The sequence below is a fragment of the Pseudomonas sp. 43mfcvi1.1 genome (assembly GCF_900115935.1).
GTDB classification, from domain to species: domain Bacteria; phylum Pseudomonadota; class Gammaproteobacteria; order Pseudomonadales; family Pseudomonadaceae; genus Aquipseudomonas; species Aquipseudomonas bijieensis.
The window spans coordinates 227,680-247,374 of the sequence record NZ_UETT01000010.1 but is presented as its reverse complement, the minus strand read 5'-3'; the positions used below and the strand labels follow the sequence as shown (position 1 = coordinate 247,374).

The following is a 19,695-nucleotide window of genomic DNA, read 5'->3' as shown; positions in this document are numbered from 1 at the left end:
GCTTGTGGACACTTTCATCCGGATGATGGGGCCCGGCGAATTACGCCTAAAGCACTATTTTGTATAAGTCCTAAGTTCGATTTTGTACAAATCTCGACCGTGTTAATTTGCTGTTGTGGTTATTGGTCTGAATGGATTCTGCGGCATTATTCAAGGGTGACCCTGTGGTTACTGGACAAGCAGGCTTCGCATTCTTTCCAGCTATCGCCCTTACTGTCCTGGACATAAGGCCTTCGGTTCCTGACTTGAATACCTCTACTGCTTTTGTGCCCCCAACCTGCCACGTTTCAAATACTTATAAAGCAGCTGTATCGCCGTGCCCTTTCAAGGCGATTGTCTCGCAGGCCGCGTAAACAGCCGTGATCGATGCTTATTCGCTGCGTCGTGCATGAGTTAGAGACCGTCGTCTTTAACGCTGGCAATAAATAGAAATCAGGCAGGGGATGATATGAAGTTCAAGTCATTGCAGGCACGCATTTGTGTCACGGCAGGCGTTTGCCTGTTTGTTTCATCGGTCAGCCTGATTATCTACGGGCTCTTTACCGCACGGGCCAATGAGCAATACGTGGCCACCGAAGTCTCGGCGCTGGTGGAAAAATCAACCATCCGGGAAATTCAGAACCTGGCCGAATCCCGGGCCAACGCCATTCAGGCCAAGTTGCAAAATGCCCTGGATGCGGCCCGCACCATGGCCAATGCATTTGCCGCCAGCAAGGTCACGCAAAGCCCCCTGGCATTGGGCCGGGAGCAGATCAATACGGTGTTGCTCGGCGTCCTCAAGGACAACCCCGATTTCAATGGCACCTATTCCTGCTGGGAACCGGATGCGCTGGACGGACAGGATCTGGCATCGCGCAACACCCAGGATGGCAGTAATCCACAGACGGGGCGCTTCACGCCTTACTGGACCCGCAGCGCCGGTGGCCATGTCGCGGTGCAGCCGTTGGTCGAGTATGACTCGCCGGATCGTCACCCCAATGGTGTGCCTAAAGGCGGTTGGTACAGCGGCCCGCGCGACACCCTGAAGGAAAGCGTGCTGGACCCCATTCCTTACGTGGTCCAGGGTAAAAACGTATGGCTGACCACCTTGTCGGTTCCGATCGTCGCCAATGGCAAGTTCTATGGTGTGGTCGGGGCGGACTACGATATCGCCTTTATCCAGAAACTCAGCGAGCAGATGTCCGCCGAGCTCTACGGTGGCAAGGGCACGGTGTCGATCCTGAGTAACCAGGGGCTGGTAGTCGCGGACAGCCAGCGCACTGATCTGATTGGTCAGTCCATCAAGGCCTTGCTGCCTGAGTCCTGGGAAAAAGTGCTGAGTGATATCCAGGGCGGTCGTAGTGACGGCTTGCTCAACCCTCAAACCCAGAATATCGAAGTGCTGATGCCCATTACGCTCGGTCGTACTGGCAAGCCCTGGGCGGTACTGATTCGCCTGCCCAAGGCCGTGGTCATGAGCCAGGCCATTGCCCTGGAGCAGGAGTTGCAGGCGCGCAGTATCAGCAACAGCATCTGGCAAGTCTCGGTAGGCTTGGGTATTTCGCTGCTGGCCCTGGCCGCCCTGTGGTTTGCCGCCGCGAAGATCGTCGGGCCGATCCGCGAGGCCGCGGCCTTGGCCGGCAACATCAGCCTGGGGGATTTCTCCCGTCGCTTGGTGCAGAAATCCGAGGATGAAGTCGGGCAGTTGTCTGCGGCCCTTAACGACATGTCTGAAAGCCTGCAACGGCAAGTGCGGGTGGCCGAGCGCATTTCCGAGGGAGACCTGGACCTGGAGGTTCGCTTGTCTTCGCCCCACGATACCCTGGGCAAGTCACTGGAGAAGATGGTCAGCAACCTCAATCAACTGATTTCCGAGGTTCAAATCAGCGCCACGCAGATTACCGGCAGCTCGGCGCAGGTTACCGACCTGAGCCAGTCACTGTCCGATGGCGCGTCCAATTCCGCCTCGTCCATCACCGAAATCAGTGCGGTGATGACGCAAATGGCGGCGCAGACCCGGGACAACGCCGCCAACGCCAAGAAAGCCGATGAGCAATCCCAGGCGTCGCGAGCCGATGCGGGGGAGAGCGATAAACTGATGAGCGAGCTGATTGCCGCCATGGCCGAGATCGACAATTCGGGCAAGGACATCACCGCGATCATCACCACCATCGACAACATCGCTGCACAAACCAATTTGCTGGCCCTGAACGCGGCCATCGAAGCGGCCCGGGCCGGTGAGCTTGGGCGCGGTTTTGCCGTGGTGGCCGATGAAGTGCGCAGCCTGGCCGCCCGCAGCGCCGAGGCCGCCCAGCAGACGGCCGCGCTGATCGCTGACTCCTCGAGCAAGACCCAGCGCGGCATGATCATCGCCGGCCGGACCGCCGAATCGCTGAAGAACATCGTCAATGGAACCAGCGCGGTTTCCAACCTGGTTTCGTTGATCTATCAAGCCTCCAGCGAGCAGGCTTCGGGCTTGCAGCAGGCCAGCATCGGCTTGGAGCAGATCGATGAAGTGACACAGAAAAACCAGTCCAACTCACAAGAGTGCGCGGTGGCGGCCAAGGACCTTTCGGAGCGGGCATCGCTGATGCAGCGTGTGCTGGGACGCTTCAAGGTCAAAAGGAGTTAGTTTTTTTCCAACCCGCTCCAGGCGCCAGCCTGGAGCGCGGGCACCCTTCAACCCGGGCGAATCACCGCAACGGTGAAACCGGCGTGATTGCGATGTTCGAACAGCGTCCCAATCATTCCCATAGCCCCACACTCGCCAACTTGATTCAATCTGGAGAAATCGGCTGGCCGATAGCCGCGCGCCGGACTTGTCCATCGATGAAATCGTGCACTTGCTGCTCCGCGAGATCGGCTGCCTGAAAGCGATCCGGGTGGTCATTGCCCAGCGATAACGGTCGGCCGGTCATGTTCGCCGCGTTAGTGGTGAGTCTACCGTTGGTGAGTCCGACCGCGTCAGGACGCATTCATCGTGACGCTTCAACTTTCCAGGCGTCTACGACTTAATATTGCCAGTGTTGGCGCTTTACATCCTGGAAGAGGCAGATTCTCTATGATCATCAAGCCGCGCGTTCGTGGTTTTGTCTGTGTGACCACCCACCCCACTGGCTGCGAAGCCAACGTCAAGAGTCAGATCGACTACGTGACCGCCCAAGGTCCCATCACCGCTGGGCCAAAGAACGTACTCGTGATCGGTGCATCGACCGGCTACGGGCTGGCTGCGCGGATAACCGCCGCTTTTGGTTGTGGCGCCAAGACCCTGGGGGTGTTTTTCGAGCGTGAAGGTGATCCAGGCAAGCTTGGCACCGCTGGTTGGTACAACACTGCGGCCTTTCACTCGTTCGCCGAGTCAGAGGGCCTCTACGCCAAGAGCATCAACGGCGATGCGTTTTCCGATGAAATCAAACAACAGACCATCGACGTCATCAAACGCGACTTGGGCAAGATCGACCTCGTTGTCTACAGCCTGGCCGCGCCACGCCGGACACACCCCAAGACCGGTGTGGTATTGAGTTCTACCCTCAAGCCGCTCGATAAGGCCGTGACTTTGCGGGGCCTGGACACGGATAAAGAAGTGGTCAAGGACACGACCCTGGAACCGGCGACCCAGAGCGAAATCGATGGCACGGTGGCCGTAATGGGCGGCGAAGACTGGCAAATGTGGATCGATGCCCTGCACGACGCAGGTGTCCTGGCCGACGGGGCGAAAACGACCGCGTTCACCTACCTGGGCGAAAAGCTGACGCATGACATCTACTGGAATGGCTCCATTGGCGCGGCCAAGAAGGACCTGGACCAGAAAGTCCTTGGCATTCGTGAGCGACTGGCTGCCCTGGGGGGCGATGCGCGGGTCTCGGTATTGAAAGCCGTGGTGACTCAGGCCAGCTCAGCGATCCCGATCATGCCGCTGTACCTGTCATTGCTGTTTAAAGTCATGAAGGCGCAGGGCACGCACGAGGGGTGTATCGAACAGGTCCATGCGCTCTACAAAGACAGCCTGTACGGCCATTCTCCCGTGATGGATGAGGAGGGGCGCCTGCGCGTGGACTACAAGGAACTGGCTCCCGAAGTCCAGGATCGCGTCAAGCAACTCTGGGATCAGGTCAGCACCGATAACCTTTACGAGCTGACTGATTTTGTCGGTTACAAGGCGGAGTTCCTGCGTCTCTTCGGTTTCGGCATCGAAGGGGTGGACTACGAGGCTGACGTCGATCCGGACGTCAAGATTGCCAACCTGGTCCAGGCGTAGATCATAGGTCTGGAAGCTGCCTCGACGCTTCATGCAAGAGGCAGCGGTTTCTCCTGGCCCTGAATAATTTTGTTGGGGGGATAGCGAGACTTCTTTGTTATCCTGACGGCCTCTTTCATGGATGAACGCCGAGATAAACCATGGCTAACGACACCCCGTCACGTATCGGGACAATTCTGCTGGGCCTGCTTTTTGCCCTGATTGGCATTGGCTTGTTGGGCATTGCCGTCAATCTCACAATCGATCGACGCGACTTTCTCGCCCGGGCACAGACTGCCGATGGCATTGTCAGCCACTTGAATGCCGGTGGTTCGCATCCTGAGATCGCTTTCACCACCGCCAGCGGCGAAAAGATCTCCTACCCCCAAGGCGGTTTTATCTTCGGTTACCAGAAGGACCAGCCGGTGCGGGTGCATTATTTGCCCGAGCAGCCGGCGGGCAGCGCCATCGTCGATGCCCCGGCCGCCCTGTGGGGCACCTCTGGAGTATTGGGATTCATCGGCCTGGTGTTCACTTTTGTCGGCCTGCTAAAAGCCATCCGGCCGCGCGGCCGCGGTGCGGTTCATTCACATAAAGGACTTTGACGTATGAGCTACAACATCCCACTCCCGGTCAATGAAAGTCGTTGGCAGTACCAGACCGCCAGCGGTGGAGGCCTGACTGTGGTCATGGTGGCGGGCAGTGGCGGCTCGATTATCCTGCGCTCGCCCCAAGGCGAAGACATCAGCTACCGCTATGGCGGGGTCGGCGTGGGTGCCGGGTTTGGCGCGAGGCTGCCGCGCTTCGGCAAGATCAATATCCAGATCAAGGGCAAGGGCGTGAGTGCGGCCGGTGCGGCTGAGGCGTTTCCCAGCACCGGCAAGGTCTTCGTCAGCGACGCCCTGGTCAGTCGTGACCTGACCAGTGACGACATCACTGGCCCTTGCATGTATACCGAAGTGGGCGTGGGCCTGGGGATTGGCGGCTCGGCCACGGCCCTGCTGTTCGGGCTCGATCCCAAGCTGCTGGCATTGTCGATGGCGCTGAACGCCAACCCGGCGACCGCGCTCATCGCGTCCACCACGGTCAACCGGCAGTTGGCGAAGTCGGCCAAGGGCGCGTTGGTCATGGCAGGCATTAATGCTGGTTTGCAGGCCGGTGGTGGCGGGGCGATCTATATAGGCTATCTGTTCTAGACCGTAGCGACTCTCAAGTACCTCCATCACCACGCCCATGAAAAAGCCGCGAACCAACGCGGCTTTTTGCTATGCGCACCTTTCTCAGCCCTCCAGCGAGGCCAGACGGCTAAAAAAAGCCATCGGTCGGACGCTGCTCGTGTCAGCGATGGGGCCGCGTGCAAATCCTTCCTGCTCCACTAGAGTGACGGATCCAATGCCCTTAAAGGATTAACCCATGGCAACCACCGACAACACGACGGTCAGTACTCATACCGTGAGAACTGGCCCGGGCACAGTCCAGGTCGACCTCACCGGCCAGTTCGATGATAACCAGAGCATCGTTATCCAGCCGGACGGCAAGATCCTGGTCGGTGGCTATACGGAGTACCTGGCATGGGGCTACCCCGGGGCGCCAGGCGAGGAAAGCTACGGCTACGAACAGAACCATAGCGTTATCCGCCTGAACGCAGATGGCAGTCTGGACACCAGCTTCCATGACGGCGGCGTCGATATCGTACCCGCCGCGACAGCCCCGGCGTCGCGCTACGAGCTGACGGCGGTGCAATCTGATGGCAAGGTGCTGATCGCCACAGCGCTGAATACCGGCGTTCAGGTGGAGCGCTTCAACAGCGACGGGACGCGCGATGCGACCTTCGGTCAAAACGGCGCTATCACGGTCGATATCAGCCATGACTTCAAGGACATCGACCTGACGGCCAATACGGATGGCACGTTCCAGATCAGCGCCCGCGGGTTTGACCAGGCTACAGTGACCAGGCTCGACAATGACGGCACTTTCGTCGATGGCTTTGGCGACCATGGCGTGCTGACCGTCAACATTCCCGAAGACGAATACTACAACGGCGCAATTTCCACTGCGGTACAGGCCGATGGCGGCGTCGTGGTCGGGGCTGCGTACAATGCCCCCGGCGCGGGTGAGCCGACGTACGCCTTGCAGCACTTCAATCCCGACGGTCAGCTGGATACCCATTTCGGTGATGGCGGTGTTCTCTACTTGAGTGCTGCCATGGGGTTTGGCGAAGACTCAGTGGTCACCGTGCAGGCTGACGGCAAGATCATCGTCATGGGCCATGGCGAAGGCTCCACTTCGGCTACTGTGGCGCGGTTTAACGCTGACGGTTCCTTTGACACCAGTTTTGGCTCCAATGGCAGGGTGACCTTCGAGGCCGACACGCCTGTGGCTGTGACGGTGCAGGCCGATGGCAAGATCCTGGCGACCGGCACGAGCGGTGGGGATTTCAGCATCATCCGCTGGAACGCGGATGGCAGTGTGGATACAAGCTTCGGCAGCCAGGACGGCAAGCTCCATGTGGACGGATACGTCGGTGAAGAAATCTTGCAGGGTAGCGACGCCGCCGAAATTATCCGTGGCCTGGCGGGGGATGATGTGCTTCAAGGCAACGGCGGGCGCGACCTCCTGCAAGGTGGCGTTGGCGCTGACATCTTCCGCTTCACCGAACTGAGCGACAGTTTCCGCACTGCGACGCAAAACCACAGCGACCGGGTCCAGGACTTCGACGCCTCTCGGGACCGCATCGACCTGATTGCCTTGGGCTTCACCGGCATTGGCGACGGCCATGACGGCACCTTGGCCGTCCAGGCCAGCGCAGACGGCACGCTCACCTACCTCAAGAGCTACGACGCCGATGCCGCCGGGCAACGGTTTGAACTGGCCTTGGACGGCAACCTGGTGGGGCAATTGAACAGCACCAACCTGGTGTTCACCGCGCCCACCGTTGAAGGTGCGTCTACCGCGGATACGATCAATGGTTCTGCCTTGTCGGAAATCATCTATGGCCTGGGCGGCAATGACCGTATCGACGGCGGCGCTGGCGCGGATGTAATCATTGGCGGCGCGGGCGCCGACCGTCTCAACGGCGGAGACAGAGCCGACATCTCGTTGTGGACCGATAACCGGGAAAACGCCGACGTGTTCCGCTACACCTCTACCGAAGACAGCTACCGTACTGACAGCCAGAGCTTTACCGACCTTATCGAAGGCTTCACGGTTGACGACAAGATCGATGTGGCGACGCTGGGCTATACCGGCTTCGGAGACGGTACGGGCACTACGCTGAAGATGGTTTACAACCAGGAACTGGACCGCACTTATCTGGCGGATGTGGGAGCAGACGCCCAAGGCCATCGGTTCCAGATCGCGCTGGCCGGGGATTGGCGGGAAAACCTCGACGAAGATGACATGATCTTTGCGCCCGACGCCGGGATAGGGCTGATCGGGGTAGCGGCAGAGGTCGATCAAGGGCATCTATTGACGTGACGTCTGCTTGAGAAGGTCGCGTGGCAGTGAGTGCTGCCACGCGATAGGCTCAGGAAAGCCGTCAGACGTTGAAACGGAAGTGCATCACGTCGCCATCCTTGACGATGTATTCCTTGCCTTCCAGGCGCCATTTACCGGCTTCCTTGGCACCGGCTTCGCCCTTGTACTGGATGAAATCGTCATAGGCGATGACTTCGGCGCGGATGAAGCCTTTTTCGAAGTCGGTGTGGATCACGGCCGCGGCTTGTGGCGCGGTGGCACCGACGCGAACGGTCCAGGCGCGGACTTCTTTTACGCCTGCGGTGAAGTACGTCTGCAGGTTGAGCATTTCATAGCCGGCGCGGATCACGCGGTTCAGGCCAGGTTCTTCCAGGCCCAGGGCCTCCAGGAACATGTCCTTCTCTTCGCCGTCTTCAAGCTCGGCGATTTCCGCTTCGATCTTGTTGCAGACCGGGACGACCATGGCGCCTTCTTCTTCGGCAATGGCCTTGACCACATCCAGGTGCGGGTTGTTCTCGAAGCCGTCTTCAGCGACGTTGGCGATGTACATGACCGGTTTGGTGGTCAGCAGGTGGAAGCCGCGAATGATCTGCTTCTCATCGGCACCCATGTTCTTGATCAGGCTGCGGGCCGGCTTGCCTAAGGTGAAGTGGGCGATCAACTGTTCGAGCAGGGCTTTCTGGGCGACGGCTTCTTTGTCGCCACCCTTGGCGTTGCGAGCGACTTTCTGCAGTTGCTTTTCGCAGCTGTCGAGGTCGGCGAAGATCAGTTCCAGGTCGATGATCTCGATATCGCGTTTCGGGTCGACGCTGTTGGAGACGTGAATCACGTTTTCGTCTTCGAAGCAGCGGACCACGTGGGCGATGGCGTCGGTCTCGCGGATGTTGGCCAGGAACTTGTTGCCCAGGCCTTCGCCCTTCGAGGCCCCGGCCACCAGGCCGGCGATGTCGACGAACTCCATGGTGGTCGGCAGCACGCGTTCCGGGATCACGATGGCCGCCAGGGCCTCCAGGCGTGGGTCGGGCATCGGCACGATGCCGGTGTTCGGCTCGATGGTGCAGAAGGGGAAGTTCTCGGCCGCGATACCGGATTTGGTCAGGGCGTTGAACAGGGTGGACTTGCCGACGTTAGGCAGGCCGACGATGCCGCAATTGAATCCCATGGTGTTTCCCCTCGGATAAGTGTCAGGCCTTCTGGCTGTGCAGGTTTTTCATCGCGCGGTTCCATTCACCGGCGAGGATATCCGGCAGCACGCCGAGGGCAAAGTCGATGCTGGCATCGAGTTTTTCCTGTTCGGCGCGAGGCGCACGACCCAGGACAAAGTTTGAAACCATACTGGCTACGCCCGGGTGGCCGATGCCGAGCCGCAGGCGGTGAAAGGTATTCTGATTACCCAATTGCGCGATGATGTCGCGCAACCCGTTGTGCCCGCCATGGCCGCCGCCTTGCTTGAGCTTGGCAACGCCCGGAGGCAGGTCGAGTTCGTCGTGGGCCACCAGGATTTCTTCAGGCTTGATGCGGAAGAAACCGGCCAATGCCGCCACGGCCTGGCCGCTGCGGTTCATGTAGGTGGTGGGGATCAACAGACGAACATCCTGACCCTGATGCGAGAAGCGCCCGGTCAGGCCGAAATATTTGCGATCGGCCGCCAGGCTGACGCCTTGTGCGTGCGCGATGCGCTCAACAAAAAGGGCCCCTGCGTTATGCCGGGTCTGTTCGTATTCAGCGCCTGGATTTCCCAGGCCAACGATCAGTTTAATGGCAGTCACGATAGGGGCCCTTCCTGGAGTGTGGATAACAATGTCGCAATCAGGCGGTGTTGCGACAGTGGACGAAAATGGAGGATTTACCGTTAAGTAAACTTCGCGTTCTCGCCCGCTGTCTCGCTACGTTCCAGTCCGCGATGTTTCCGGTCACTCCGGCGACAGAGTGAAATTACTCTGCAGCGCCTTCTTCAGTGGCTTCTGGAGCAACACGTGGAGCGTGGACGTTGGCAACAGCCTTGTCATCGCCGTGTGCCAGAGCAACAAACTCAACGCCTTTAGGAGCCTTGAGGTCGGACAGGTGAATGATCGTGCCGACTTCGGCGTTAGCCAGGTCGACTTCGATGAATTCAGGCAGGTCTTTCGGCAGGCAGGTCACTTCGATTTCCGAAACAACGTGCGAGATTTCGCCGCCTTTCTTGATCGGAGCAGCTTCGCCAACGAAGTGCACAGGCACGATAGCGGTCAGTTTCTGGCCAGCTACTACGCGTACGAAGTCGGCGTGCATCACGTGGCCTTTGGCCGGGTGACGCTGCAGGGCCTTGATCACGACGTTTTGCTTGGTGCCACCAACGTTCAGCTCGATGATGTGGCTGTAGGCCGCTTCGTTTTCGAGCAGTTTGGCAACTTCTTTGGCCAGCATGCTGATGGACTCAGGGGCTTTGTCGCCACCGTAGACTACAGCTGGAACCAGGCTTGCGAGACGACGCAGGCGGCGGCTCGCACCTTTCCCCAGGTCGGAACGCACTTCAGCATTCAGAGTAAAATCGTTCATGTTGTATCTCCAAAGTAACCACATTCACCCCAGCGCTTGCGACCAGCGCTAAAGGCGATATGGGCAAAAAAGCCCCGCCCCGACAGTGAATGTCGGGGCGGGGCGCTTTTCGTCAACGAGATGTCGCGGTGAGGGCAGGGCCCTTAGCGGAACATCGCGCTGATCGATTCTTCATTGCTGATGCGGCGAACCGCTTCGGCAACCACCGGTGCGATATCCAGTTGACGGATACGCGCACAGGCTTGTGCTGCTGCGGACAACGGGATGGTGTTGGTCACCACCAGTTCGTCCAGCACGGAATTTTCAATGTTTTCGATCGCTCGACCCGACAGCACAGGGTGTGTGCAGTAGGCAAAGACCTTGGCGGCGCCATGCTCTTTCAGGGCCTTGGCCGCGTGGCACAGGGTGCCGGCGGTATCGACCATGTCGTCGACCAGAATACAGGTACGCCCTTCGACGTCGCCGATGATGTGCATCACTTCGGAGTGATTGGCTTTCTCACGGCGTTTGTCGATGATACCCAGATCCACGCCCAGGGATTTGGCAACGGCCCGTGCACGCACGACGCCACCAATGTCCGGGGACACGATCATGAGGTTTTCGAAGCGCTGATCTTCGATATCATCCACCAGGACCGGGGAGCCGTAGATGTTATCCACGGGAATATCGAAGAAGCCCTGAATCTGGTCAGCATGCAAGTCAACCGTGAGGACACGATCGATGCCGACTACGGTAAGCATGTCAGCCACGACTTTCGCGCTGATTGCCACACGTGCGGAACGCGGACGGCGATCCTGACGGGCATAACCAAAGTAAGGAATAACAGCAGTGATACGAGTAGCCGAGGAACGGCGGAAGGCATCAGCCATCACGACGAGTTCCATCAGGTTATCGTTGGTCGGAGCGCAAGTCGGCTGAATAATGAAGACGTCTTTACCGCGAACGTTTTCATTGATCTCGGCAGTGATTTCGCCGTCGGAGAACTTACCGACAGAAATGTCACCGAGAGGGATATGCAGCTGACGTACGACACGCCGAGCCAGATCGGGGTTGGCGTTCCCCGTAAAGACCATCATCTTGGACACGCGCAGTACCTGAAGGCTGAGGGTATACCTGGATGAGTATAGGAAAATGGCAGGGGCGGCTGGATTCGAACCAACGCATGGCAGGATCAAAACCTGCTGCCTTACCGCTTGGCGACGCCCCTGTATCTGTTGCTGCGAGTGCCCAGCACTCGATTCCTTTTAGAGCAGGTTTTGTAGCTTGCGATGCAACATCGAAACGTTGCTTCCTTTTGCTACAAACCCCGTAAGGGTCTCTGTCAGAAGGGCCGAGACTTTATCAGCTTCAGCTTTGCTTGGGAAGCCCCCAAACACACAACTTCCAGTTCCGGTGAGTTTTGCTTCGGTAAATTTACCTAACAAATTCAATGCGTTACGAACATCTGGATAACGCCTTGCTACCACCGGTAAGCAGTCATTTCGACTGTTTCCCTTGGGAACGGGGCGCACTTTAATGGGAGGAGAGTTACGTGTCAACAGCGGATCTGAAAAAATTTCTGCTGTACTTACAGAGACTTGCGGCACCAGTACCAAGTACCAGGGTTCTTCGGGTTCCACCGGGGTGAGTTTCTCCCCTACGCCTTCGGCGAAAGCGGCGTGGCCACGCACGAAAACCGGCACGTCGGCACCCAGTGTCAGGCCCAGCGCCGCCAGGCGATCCGCGTCCCAGCCCAACTGCCAGAGGTGGTTTAGCCCCAGTAAGGTTGTCGCGGCATTCGAGCTGCCGCCACCGATACCACCGCCCATGGGCAGGATTTTTTCGATCCAGATGTCGATGCCCAACGAACAACCGGATTGTTCCTGGAGTTTTTTCGCCGCCTTGACGATCAGGTTGCTGTCGTGGGGGACGCCATCGAATTCGGTGTGCAGGTGAATCACACCGTCGTCGCGCACGGCAAACGTGATTTCGTCGCCGTAGTCCAGGAACTGAAAAATCGTCTGCAGCTCGTGATAGCCGTCGGGGCGGCGACCGAGGATGTGCAGCATCAGGTTGAGCTTGGCCGGGGAGGGCAGGGTCAGGCGTGCAGCGGTCATGTCATTGCCCCAGCTTGCGCGGCTGCCATTGCTTGATCACCAGCGTGACGTCGAGATTGCTGCCATGCAGCTTGATGCGCTCGGGCAGCCAGTAGCCGTTCTGCTGGGCATAGCTCAAGTATTCGATCTGCCAGTCATCCTGGTCCAGGTTGGACAGGCGGCTGTCGGCGTCGAGGGTCAGGCGGCTCTTGCTGTCCGGTGCCGGTAGCCCGCGAACCCACCAGGTCAGGTGGGATACCGGCAGTTTCCAGCCCAATTGTTCTTCCAGCAGCGCTTCGGGGGTGGGTGCCTCGTAGCGTCCCTGGTTGGCGACTTCCAGCGAAACCTGGCCCGGCCGGCCGGTCAATCGTGCCGCGCCGCGACCCAGTGGGCCCGACAGGCGAATGTCGTAGTAGTCCTGGCGTTGCAGCCAGAAAAGCGTGCCACTGCCCGAGTCCTTCGGCGCGCGAATGCCGATCTTGCCGTCGATCTGCCAGCCGTCGAGGCCGCTCAGTTGTTGCTTGTGCTCGCGCCACTGGGCCTGGTTGCCCTGGCCCTGGACGGATTCACGGGCGCCGAAGCCCGCGCAACCGGCGAGCAAGGCAATGAAGCTGAAAACGATGAAATGGCGCAAAAACATGATTTTAAAGAGTCTCGGATCCGGTCAGGCGTTTGATGGTGCTGCGCAGGATAGGGCTGTCAGGCTGATCCTTGAGGAATCGGCTCCAGATCTGCCGCGCTTCACGTTGCTTGCCGTTGGCCCACAGGACCTCGCCCAGGTGAGCGGCGACTTCCTGGTCGGGAAAACGCTCCAGGGCCTGGCGCAACAGGCGTTCGGCTTCGTCGAGATTGCCCAGGCGGAAATTCACCCAGCCGAGGCTGTCGAGCACCGCCGGGTCTTCCGGGTTGATCTGGTGGGCCTGTTCGATGAGCAGCTTGGCTTCGTCATAGCGGGTGGTGCGATCCGACAGCGTGTAGCCCAGGGCGTTGAGGGCCATGGCGTTGTCCGGGTCGCGCTGGATGATCAGGCGCAGGTCTTTTTCCATCTGGGCCAGGTCGTTGCGTTTTTCCGCCAGCATCGCACGGGTGTACAACAGGTTCAGATCGTCCGGGTACTGCTTCAAGGCTTGTTGCAGCACGTTCCAGGCCTTGTCGCCCTGATTGTTGGCCGACAGGGTTTCTGCTTCGATCAGGTACAGCTGGATGCCGTAGTCCGGCTGGGAATCGCGCTGTACGGCTAGGCGGCTCTGGGCGTCGGCGGTCTTGCCATTGCTGATCAGGATATCGGCCTGGCGCAACTGCGCCGGCAGATAGTCGTTGCCCGGGCCGACCTGGGCGTACTCGATCAGTGCGCTCTCGGGGTCGTTGCGTTCCTCGGCGATGCGACCCAGGTTCAGGTGGGCCGAGTCGACATGGCTTTCCCGGGCGATCAGGTCCTCCAGGTAGCCCTTGGCCTCTTCCCAGGCCTTGGCTTCCAGGCAGACCAGTGCCAGGGAGTAGCGCAACTCGTCGTCTTCCGGGTATTGCTGGACCAGGCTGGAGAACTCCACCTTGGCGTCGTCCATGCGGTTGTTTTCCACCAGCATGCGGGCGTAGGTGAGGCGCAGGCGTTTGTCGTCCGGGTACTTCTTGATGCTTTTTTCCAGCAGCGGCAGCGCTTCGTCGCCGCGATTCAAGCCTTGCAGCAGGCGCGCGCGCAGGAGGATAGGTGCCACCTCGCCGGCTTCCGGCGGGTTGTCTTCCAGCAGGGTGAGGGCGCCCTGGGTGTCACCATCCTGTTGCAGCAGCAAGGCCTTGCCGAAAATCAGCTGGCCGTTGTTCGGGTGGCGCTGCAACAGGCGATCGAAGCTTTTCATCAGGCCGTTGCGGGTTTCCTGGTCGGTATCGGCGGCGGACAGCGCCAGGAAATCGAAATGGGTGTCGCCCTTGCCCAGCAGGACCTTCTCCATATACACCATGGAGTCGTCGTAGCGCCCGGCCCGGGCCAGTTGCACGGCGGCGGCGCGCTGCGCTTCCAGGTCATCGGGAGCATTCCTGGCCCAGATCAGTGCGGTATCCAGCGCGGGCTGGTCGGCGCCCAGGTATTCGGCAATGCGAAAGGCCCGCTCGGAGATGCCCGGGTCCTGGGTGTTGATGGCCTGGGTCACGTAGTTGTCCAGCGCGATGTCGAAGCGATTGCGCTGGCCTGCCAGTTCGGCGCTCAACAGGCTGAAGATGGTTTCTTCGCTGAACGAACCGTAGACCTTGGGTTTTTCAGGTGCCTGCACGCTGTCTTCGACCGGCGGCGTACCGTCCGTCGAAACGGGGGCCATGGACTGGCAGCCGCTGAGCAAGGCAAGGGCGAGGAGCAACGCGGAAGATCTATTCATATAGGAAGAGGACGACTAACCTGCGGTCGGATCATCATGACACAAGCCTTGAGTCAAACATAACCGCCCCGTCGATTTACCATCCCTCGCGGGGCGATAGAGATCGAGTGGTTGTTCTGAATCTGACGAAGTAGGACAATTGCCGGCTTCACGTCACCATCAGCGACCTTGAATGGCCTTCCTTGCACTCGGTATTAACCACAAGACTGCTTCAGTAGACGTCCGCGAGCGCGTGGCCTTTACGCCTGAGCAGCTGGTTGAGGCCTTGCAGCAGCTCTGCCGACTCACCGACAGTCGCGAAGCTGCGATCCTCTCCACCTGCAATCGCAGCGAGCTTTATATAGAACAGGATCACGTTTCAGTCGATTCAGTCCTGCGCTGGCTGGCCGAATATCACAACCTGAGCCTTGAAGAGCTGCGCGCCAGTGCTTATGTGCACGAAGACGATGCGGCCGTTCGTCACATGATGCGTGTCGCCTCGGGGCTCGACTCGCTGGTGTTGGGCGAACCACAGATCCTCGGCCAGATGAAGTCGGCCTATGCCGTGGCCCGTGAGGCCGGCACCGTCGGCCCGCTGCTGGGGCGCCTGTTCCAGGCTACGTTCAACGCCGCCAAGCAGGTGCGTACCGACACGGCCATCGGCGAGAACCCGGTGTCCGTGGCGTTTGCCGCTGTCAGCCTGGCAAAACAGATTTTCAGTGATTTGCAACGCAGCCAGGCGCTGCTGATCGGCGCTGGCGAGACCATTACCCTGGTCGCCCGCCATCTCCACGACCTGGGTGTGAAGCGCATTGTCGTCGCCAACCGCACCCTGGAGCGGGCCAGTAGCCTGGCCGAGCAGTTCGGCGCCCATGCGGTGCTGCTCTCGGACATCCCGGCCGAACTGGTACACAGCGACATCGTCATCAGTTCCACCGCCAGCCAGTTGCCGATCCTCGGCAAGGGCGCTGTGGAAAGTGCCCTGAAGCTGCGCAAGCACAAACCGATTTTCATGGTGGACATTGCCGTTCCCCGGGACATCGAGCCGGAAGTCGGTGAGCTGGACGACGTTTACCTCTACAGCGTCGACGATCTGCACGAGGTGGTCGCCGAGAACCTCAAGAGCCGGCAGGGCGCGGCCCAGGCGGCGGAAGAGATGATCAGCGTCGGTGCCGACGACTTCATGGTGCGCCTGCGCGAGCTGGCCGCGGTGGATGTGCTCAAGGCGTATCGTCAGCAGAGCGAACGCCTGCGCGACGAGGAACTGCAAAAAGCCCAGCGCCTGCTGGCCAACGGCGGCAGTGCCGAAGAGGTGCTGGTGCAACTGGCCCGCGGCCTGACCAACAAATTGCTCCACGCCCCCAGCGTCCAGCTCAAGAAGCTGACCGCCGAAGGTCGCCTCGATGCGCTGGCCATGGCCCAGGAACTCTTTGCCCTCGGTGAGGGCTCACCGGATAGCTTTTCGGATAAAAAACCGCAATGAAAGCGTCACTGCTCAACAAGCTGGACATCCTCCAGGACCGTTTCGAAGAACTGACCGCCTTGCTGGGCGATGGCGAGGTCATTTCCGACCAGAACAAGTTCCGCACCTATTCCAAGGAATACGCGGAAGTCGAGCCGATCGTCGCCACTTATAAACAGCTGCTCAAGGTGCAGGGCGACCTCGAAGGTGCCCAGGCGCTGCTCAAGGACAGCGATCCGGATATGCGCGAGATGGCGGTGGAGGAAGTTCGCGAAGCCAAGGAGCAGTTGCTCGAACTGGAAAGCAACCTGCAACGCATGCTGCTGCCCAAGGACCCGAATGACGGGCGAAACGTATTTCTTGAAATTCGTGCCGGTACCGGCGGTGACGAGGCGGCGATTTTCTCCGGTGACCTGTTCCGCATGTATTCACGCTACGCCGAGCGGCGCGGCTGGCGGGTGGAGATTCTCTCGGAGAACGAAGGCGAGCACGGCGGCTATAAAGAAGTCATCGCCCGGGTCGAAGGCGACAATGTCTACGGCAAACTGAAATTCGAATCCGGCGCCCATCGCGTGCAACGCGTGCCGGCCACCGAGTCCCAGGGACGCATCCATACCTCGGCTTGCACCGTGGCGGTATTGCCCGAGCCGGACGAGCAGGAAGCCATCGAGATCAACCCGGCGGACCTGCGGGTCGATACTTATCGTTCCTCCGGCGCGGGCGGCCAGCACGTCAACAAGACCGACTCGGCGATCCGCATCACGCACTTGCCGTCGGGCATCGTGGTCGAGTGTCAGGAAGAACGTTCCCAGCACAAGAACCGCGCGCGGGCCATGGCCTGGTTGTCGGCCAAGCTCAACGACCAGCAGACCAGCGCCGCCGCCAATGCCATCGCCAGCGAGCGCAAGCTGCTGGTGGGCTCGGGTGATCGTTCCGAGCGGATCCGTACCTACAACTTCGCCCAGGGCCGAGTCACCGACCATCGTGTCAACCTGACCCTGTATTCCCTCGACGAGATTCTTGCCGGTGGTGTCGATGCGGTGATCGAGCCGTTGCTGGCCGAATACCAGGCCGACCAGTTGGCTGCGATTGGCGAGTAAGCACAGGTGAATAAATGACCATCATCGCCAGTCTGTTACGCGCCGCCGAACTGCCGGATTCGCCCACGCCGCGGCTGGACGCCGAGTTGTTGCTGGCCGCTGCGCTGGGCAAGTCCCGCAGTTTCCTGCACACCTGGCCCGAGCGGATCGTGCCCAGCGAGGCGGCGTTGCTGTTCTCCGAATACCTGCGCCGGCGTCGTTCCGGCGAGCCGGTGGCGTACATCCTCGGGCAGCAGGGCTTCTGGAAGCTCGACCTGGAAGTCGCGCCCCACACCCTGATCCCGCGTCCCGACACCGAGTTGCTGGTGGAAACCGCGCTGGCGTTGCTGCCGGCGACCCCGGCCCGGGTCCTGGACCTGGGCACCGGTAGCGGCGCGATTGCCTTGGCATTGGCCAGTGAGCGAGCGGCCTGGAAAGTCACGGCGGTCGACCGGGTGCTGGAAGCCGTGGCCCTGGCCGAACGTAATCGCCAGCGCCTGGACCTGGGCAACGTCACGGTGTTGAGCAGCCACTGGTTCAGCGCGTTGGAGGGCGAGCGTTTTACATTGATCATCAGTAATCCGCCTTACATCGCGGCCAGCGATCCGCATCTGGTCGAGGGCGACGTGCGTTTCGAGCCGGCCAGTGCCCTGGTCGCGGGACCGGACGGTCTGGATGACCTGCGCCAGATCATTGCCCAGGCCCCCGGGCATCTTGAACCGGGCGGCTGGTTGATGCTTGAACACGGTTACGATCAGGCCGAAGCGGTGCGTGATTTGCTGCGAGCCCAAGGCTTTGTTGAAGTCCATAGCCGCAAGGACCTGGGCGGTCACGAGCGCATCAGCCTGGGGTGCCTGCCGTGCTGAACGATCAGGAGCTGTTGCGTTACAGCCGGCAGATTCTGTTGCAGCACGTCGACATCGACGGCCAATTGCGTCTCAAGCAAAGCCGCGTGCTGATCGTCGGTCTTGGCGGTCTTGGCGCCCCGGTGGCGTTGTACCTGGCCGCCGCCGGGGTGGGGGAGATGCACTTGGCGGATTTCGACACCGTCGACCTGACCAACCTGCAACGCCAGATCATTCATGACACCGACAGCGTCGGCCTGAGCAAGGTCGATTCGGCGATGCGTCGCCTGACGGCGATCAACCCCGAGGTCCGGCTGGTGCCTCACCTGGCGGCCATGGATGAAGACAGCCTGGCCGCGGCGGTCGCGGCGGTGGATGTGGTGCTCGACTGCTCCGACAACTTTTCGACCCGCGAGGCGGTGAACGCGGCCTGTGTCGCGGTGGGTAAACCGCTGGTCAGTGGTGCGGCGATTCGCCTGGAAGGGCAGTTGTCGGTGTTCGATCCGCGTCGCCCCGAAAGCCCTTGCTACCACTGCCTCTACGGCCACGGCAGCGAAGCCGAGTTGACCTGCAGCGAAGCCGGCGTGATCGGGCCGTTGGTGGGCTTGGTAGGCAGTCTGCAAGCCCTTGAAGCCTTGAAGTTGCTGGCCGGTTTCGGCGAGCCGTTGGTGGGGCGCCTGCTATTGATCGATGCATTGGGCTCGCGTTTCCGTGAACTGCGGGTCAAGCGTGATCCAGGCTGCGGCGTATGTGGTGGTCGGCATGAGTGAAGCGCCGGTCGGTGTGCTTGACTCGGGTGTCGGCGGGTTGTCGGTGCTGGGGGAAATCCGTCGGTTGCTGCCCGATGAGTCGCTGTTGTACGTGGCTGACTGTGGGCATATTCCCTACGGCGAGAAAACCCCGGAATACATCCGACAACGCTGCTCGATCATTGCCGACTTTCTCCTGGGCCAGGGCGCCAAGGCGCTGGTCGTGGCGTGCAACACCGCGACGGTGGCTGCCGTTGCCGATCTGCGCCGTGATTTCCCCGATTGGCCCATCGTCGGCATGGAGCCGGCGGTCAAGCCGGCGGCTGCCGCGACCCGCAGCGGTGTCGTCGGTGTGCTGGCCACCACCGGTACCTTGCAGAGCGCCAAGTTCGCAGCGCTGCTCGACCGTTTCGCCACCGATGTGCGGGTCATCACGCAACCCTGTCCGGGGCTGGTGGAACTGATCGAGGCGGGTGACCTGCACAGCCCGGCCTTGTATCAGTTGCTGCAACATTACGTCGAGCCCTTGCTGGCGGCTGGCTGTGACACGTTGATCCTGGGTTGCACGCACTATCCGTTCCTCAAGCCATTGCTCGCACGGATGATTCCGGAGCACATCAGCCTGATCGACACCGGTGCCGCCGTGGCCCGGCAACTCCAGCGCCTCTTGGCTGAGCGCGGGCTGTTGGCGGAGGGGCCAGCCAGTGAAACGCATTTCTGGACGAGTGCAGACCCGATACATTTAAGAAAAATCCTACCCACGCTATGGCATTCGTCTGGCGTTGTGCGAAGCTTTGGTCTGTAAAAAAAACGTGAAAATTGTGTAAAACAGGCTGAACTTCTGTTTTAGCGCAGATTTCTATAGCTTTGTCTGTTTGTAAGAAAATCAACTAAGTCTGTTCGGAA

At 60.2% G+C, this 19,695-nt stretch carries 17 protein-coding genes, 1 tRNA gene and 2 pseudogenes; 12 read left to right on the top strand and 8 right to left on the bottom strand.

The window, feature by feature from the left end:
- Positions 1–448 precede the first annotated feature (448 nt).
- From DTP52_RS31685 to DTP52_RS20225, 7 genes and pseudogenes are all read left to right on the top strand, one after another.
- A pseudogene (locus DTP52_RS31685) lies at positions 449–1,711 on the top strand (HAMP domain-containing protein); the annotation flags it as partial.
- Complete coding sequence (locus tag DTP52_RS31680) at positions 1,706–2,611, top strand: methyl-accepting chemotaxis protein (RefSeq protein WP_371925610.1); 906 nt, start codon at positions 1,706–1,708, stop codon at positions 2,609–2,611. The pseudogene DTP52_RS31685 and the gene DTP52_RS31680, both read left to right, overlap by 6 nt.
- A 65-nt stretch (positions 2,612–2,676) precedes the next feature.
- Positions 2,677–2,870: pseudogene (locus DTP52_RS31390) on the top strand (protein kinase); the annotation flags it as partial.
- A gap of 170 nt (positions 2,871–3,040) precedes the next feature.
- Positions 3,041–4,237, top strand: coding sequence for an enoyl-ACP reductase FabV (gene fabV, locus DTP52_RS20240; protein WP_109754918.1), 1,197 nt, complete (start codon positions 3,041–3,043; stop codon positions 4,235–4,237).
- A gap of 140 nt (positions 4,238–4,377) precedes the next feature.
- Complete coding sequence (locus tag DTP52_RS20235) at positions 4,378–4,821, top strand: DUF3592 domain-containing protein (protein WP_109754917.1); 444 nt, start codon at positions 4,378–4,380, stop codon at positions 4,819–4,821.
- A 3-nt stretch (positions 4,822–4,824) separates the two neighbouring features.
- Positions 4,825–5,412: a hypothetical protein gene (locus DTP52_RS20230; protein ID WP_109754916.1), complete on the top strand. Its 588-nt coding sequence runs from the start codon at positions 4,825–4,827 to the stop codon at positions 5,410–5,412.
- A 217-nt stretch (positions 5,413–5,629) separates the two neighbouring features.
- On the top strand, positions 5,630–7,693 hold the full coding sequence (locus DTP52_RS20225) for a calcium-binding protein (RefSeq protein WP_109754915.1): 2,064 nt from the start codon (positions 5,630–5,632) through the stop codon (positions 7,691–7,693).
- Positions 7,694–7,754: 61 nt separating this feature from the next.
- On the opposite strand, the gene ychF is transcribed toward DTP52_RS20225, so the two are convergent.
- The 8 genes from ychF to DTP52_RS20185 all read right to left on the bottom strand — a co-directional run bounded on the left by ychF (position 7,755) and on the right by DTP52_RS20185 (position 14,675).
- Positions 7,755–8,855, bottom strand: a complete 1,101-nt coding sequence (gene ychF / locus DTP52_RS20220; RefSeq protein WP_109754914.1) for a redox-regulated ATPase YchF — start codon at positions 8,853–8,855, stop codon at positions 7,755–7,757.
- A gap of 22 nt (positions 8,856–8,877) precedes the next feature.
- The gene (pth, locus tag DTP52_RS20215) at positions 8,878–9,462 is read right to left on the bottom strand and encodes an aminoacyl-tRNA hydrolase (RefSeq protein ID WP_003185374.1); all 585 of its coding nucleotides are present in this window, start codon (positions 9,460–9,462) and stop codon (positions 8,878–8,880) included.
- 166 nt (positions 9,463–9,628) lie between these two features.
- Positions 9,629–10,231, bottom strand: coding sequence for a 50S ribosomal protein L25/general stress protein Ctc (locus DTP52_RS20210; RefSeq protein ID WP_109754913.1), 603 nt, complete (start codon positions 10,229–10,231; stop codon positions 9,629–9,631).
- 143 nt (positions 10,232–10,374) lie between these two features.
- Complete coding sequence (locus DTP52_RS20205) at positions 10,375–11,316, bottom strand: ribose-phosphate pyrophosphokinase (protein WP_003171603.1); 942 nt, start codon at positions 11,314–11,316, stop codon at positions 10,375–10,377.
- A gap of 47 nt (positions 11,317–11,363) precedes the next feature.
- Positions 11,364–11,438: transfer RNA gene (locus tag DTP52_RS20200), tRNA-Gln, on the bottom strand.
- 37 nt (positions 11,439–11,475) lie between these two features.
- The gene (ispE, locus tag DTP52_RS20195) at positions 11,476–12,327 is read right to left on the bottom strand and encodes a 4-(cytidine 5'-diphospho)-2-C-methyl-D-erythritol kinase (protein WP_109754912.1); all 852 of its coding nucleotides are present in this window, start codon (positions 12,325–12,327) and stop codon (positions 11,476–11,478) included.
- A 1-nt stretch (position 12,328) separates the two neighbouring features.
- A complete protein-coding gene (lolB, locus tag DTP52_RS20190; protein WP_109754911.1) occupies positions 12,329–12,946 on the bottom strand; it encodes a lipoprotein insertase outer membrane protein LolB in 618 nt (205 codons plus the stop codon).
- 4 nt (positions 12,947–12,950) lie between these two features.
- Positions 12,951–14,675: a tetratricopeptide repeat protein gene (locus DTP52_RS20185; protein WP_060740651.1), complete on the bottom strand. Its 1,725-nt coding sequence runs from the start codon at positions 14,673–14,675 to the stop codon at positions 12,951–12,953.
- A 172-nt stretch (positions 14,676–14,847) separates the two neighbouring features.
- Here DTP52_RS20185 and hemA point away from each other — a divergent pair, with 172 nt between their 5' ends.
- From hemA to murI, 5 genes are read left to right on the top strand one after another with little or no spacing between them, the layout of a single operon-like run.
- On the top strand, positions 14,848–16,137 hold the full coding sequence (gene hemA / locus DTP52_RS20180) for a glutamyl-tRNA reductase (protein ID WP_109754910.1): 1,290 nt from the start codon (positions 14,848–14,850) through the stop codon (positions 16,135–16,137).
- Complete coding sequence (gene prfA / locus DTP52_RS20175) at positions 16,134–17,216, top strand: peptide chain release factor 1 (RefSeq protein WP_063324387.1); 1,083 nt, start codon at positions 16,134–16,136, stop codon at positions 17,214–17,216. Before hemA ends, prfA begins: the two co-directional genes overlap by 4 nt.
- Positions 17,217–17,230: 14 nt before the next feature.
- Complete coding sequence (gene prmC, locus DTP52_RS20170; protein ID WP_109754909.1) at positions 17,231–18,061, top strand: peptide chain release factor N(5)-glutamine methyltransferase; 831 nt, start codon at positions 17,231–17,233, stop codon at positions 18,059–18,061.
- Positions 18,055–18,810 (top strand): molybdopterin-synthase adenylyltransferase MoeB, encoded by a 756-nt coding sequence (locus DTP52_RS20165; RefSeq protein ID WP_109754942.1) that lies wholly within the window; start codon positions 18,055–18,057, stop codon positions 18,808–18,810. The genes prmC and DTP52_RS20165 overlap by 7 nt, the downstream gene beginning before the upstream one ends.
- Positions 18,803–19,594, top strand: coding sequence for a glutamate racemase (murI, locus tag DTP52_RS20160; RefSeq protein WP_109754943.1), 792 nt, complete (start codon positions 18,803–18,805; stop codon positions 19,592–19,594). Before DTP52_RS20165 ends, murI begins: the two co-directional genes overlap by 8 nt.
- The last annotated feature ends 101 nt before the right edge of the window (positions 19,595–19,695 follow it).

Excerpts from the sequence above, each read along its gene's own strand:
- DTP52_RS20230 (WP_109754916.1), top strand. The coding sequence starts at position 4,825 with ATGAGCTACAACATCCCACTCCCGGTCAATGAAAGTCGTTGGCAGTAC.
- DTP52_RS20235 (WP_109754917.1), top strand. The coding sequence starts at position 4,378 with ATGGCTAACGACACCCCGTCACGTATCGGGACAATTCTGCTGGGCCTG.
- prmC (WP_109754909.1), top strand. The coding sequence starts at position 17,231 with ATGACCATCATCGCCAGTCTGTTACGCGCCGCCGAACTGCCGGATTCG.
- DTP52_RS20210 (WP_109754913.1), bottom strand. The coding sequence starts at position 10,231 with ATGAACGATTTTACTCTGAATGCTGAAGTGCGTTCCGACCTGGGGAAA.
- DTP52_RS20225 (WP_109754915.1), top strand. The coding sequence starts at position 5,630 with ATGGCAACCACCGACAACACGACGGTCAGTACTCATACCGTGAGAACT.
- ispE (WP_109754912.1), bottom strand. The coding sequence starts at position 12,327 with ATGACCGCTGCACGCCTGACCCTGCCCTCCCCGGCCAAGCTCAACCTG.
- murI (WP_109754943.1), top strand. The coding sequence starts at position 18,803 with ATGAGTGAAGCGCCGGTCGGTGTGCTTGACTCGGGTGTCGGCGGGTTG.
- hemA (WP_109754910.1), top strand. The coding sequence starts at position 14,848 with ATGGCCTTCCTTGCACTCGGTATTAACCACAAGACTGCTTCAGTAGAC.
- fabV (WP_109754918.1), top strand. The coding sequence starts at position 3,041 with ATGATCATCAAGCCGCGCGTTCGTGGTTTTGTCTGTGTGACCACCCAC.
- prfA (WP_063324387.1), top strand. The coding sequence starts at position 16,134 with ATGAAAGCGTCACTGCTCAACAAGCTGGACATCCTCCAGGACCGTTTC.
- ychF (WP_109754914.1), bottom strand. The coding sequence starts at position 8,855 with ATGGGATTCAATTGCGGCATCGTCGGCCTGCCTAACGTCGGCAAGTCC.
- lolB (WP_109754911.1), bottom strand. The coding sequence starts at position 12,946 with ATGTTTTTGCGCCATTTCATCGTTTTCAGCTTCATTGCCTTGCTCGCC.
- DTP52_RS20185 (WP_060740651.1), bottom strand. The coding sequence starts at position 14,675 with ATGAATAGATCTTCCGCGTTGCTCCTCGCCCTTGCCTTGCTCAGCGGC.
- DTP52_RS31680 (WP_371925610.1), top strand. The coding sequence starts at position 1,706 with ATGTCTGAAAGCCTGCAACGGCAAGTGCGGGTGGCCGAGCGCATTTCC.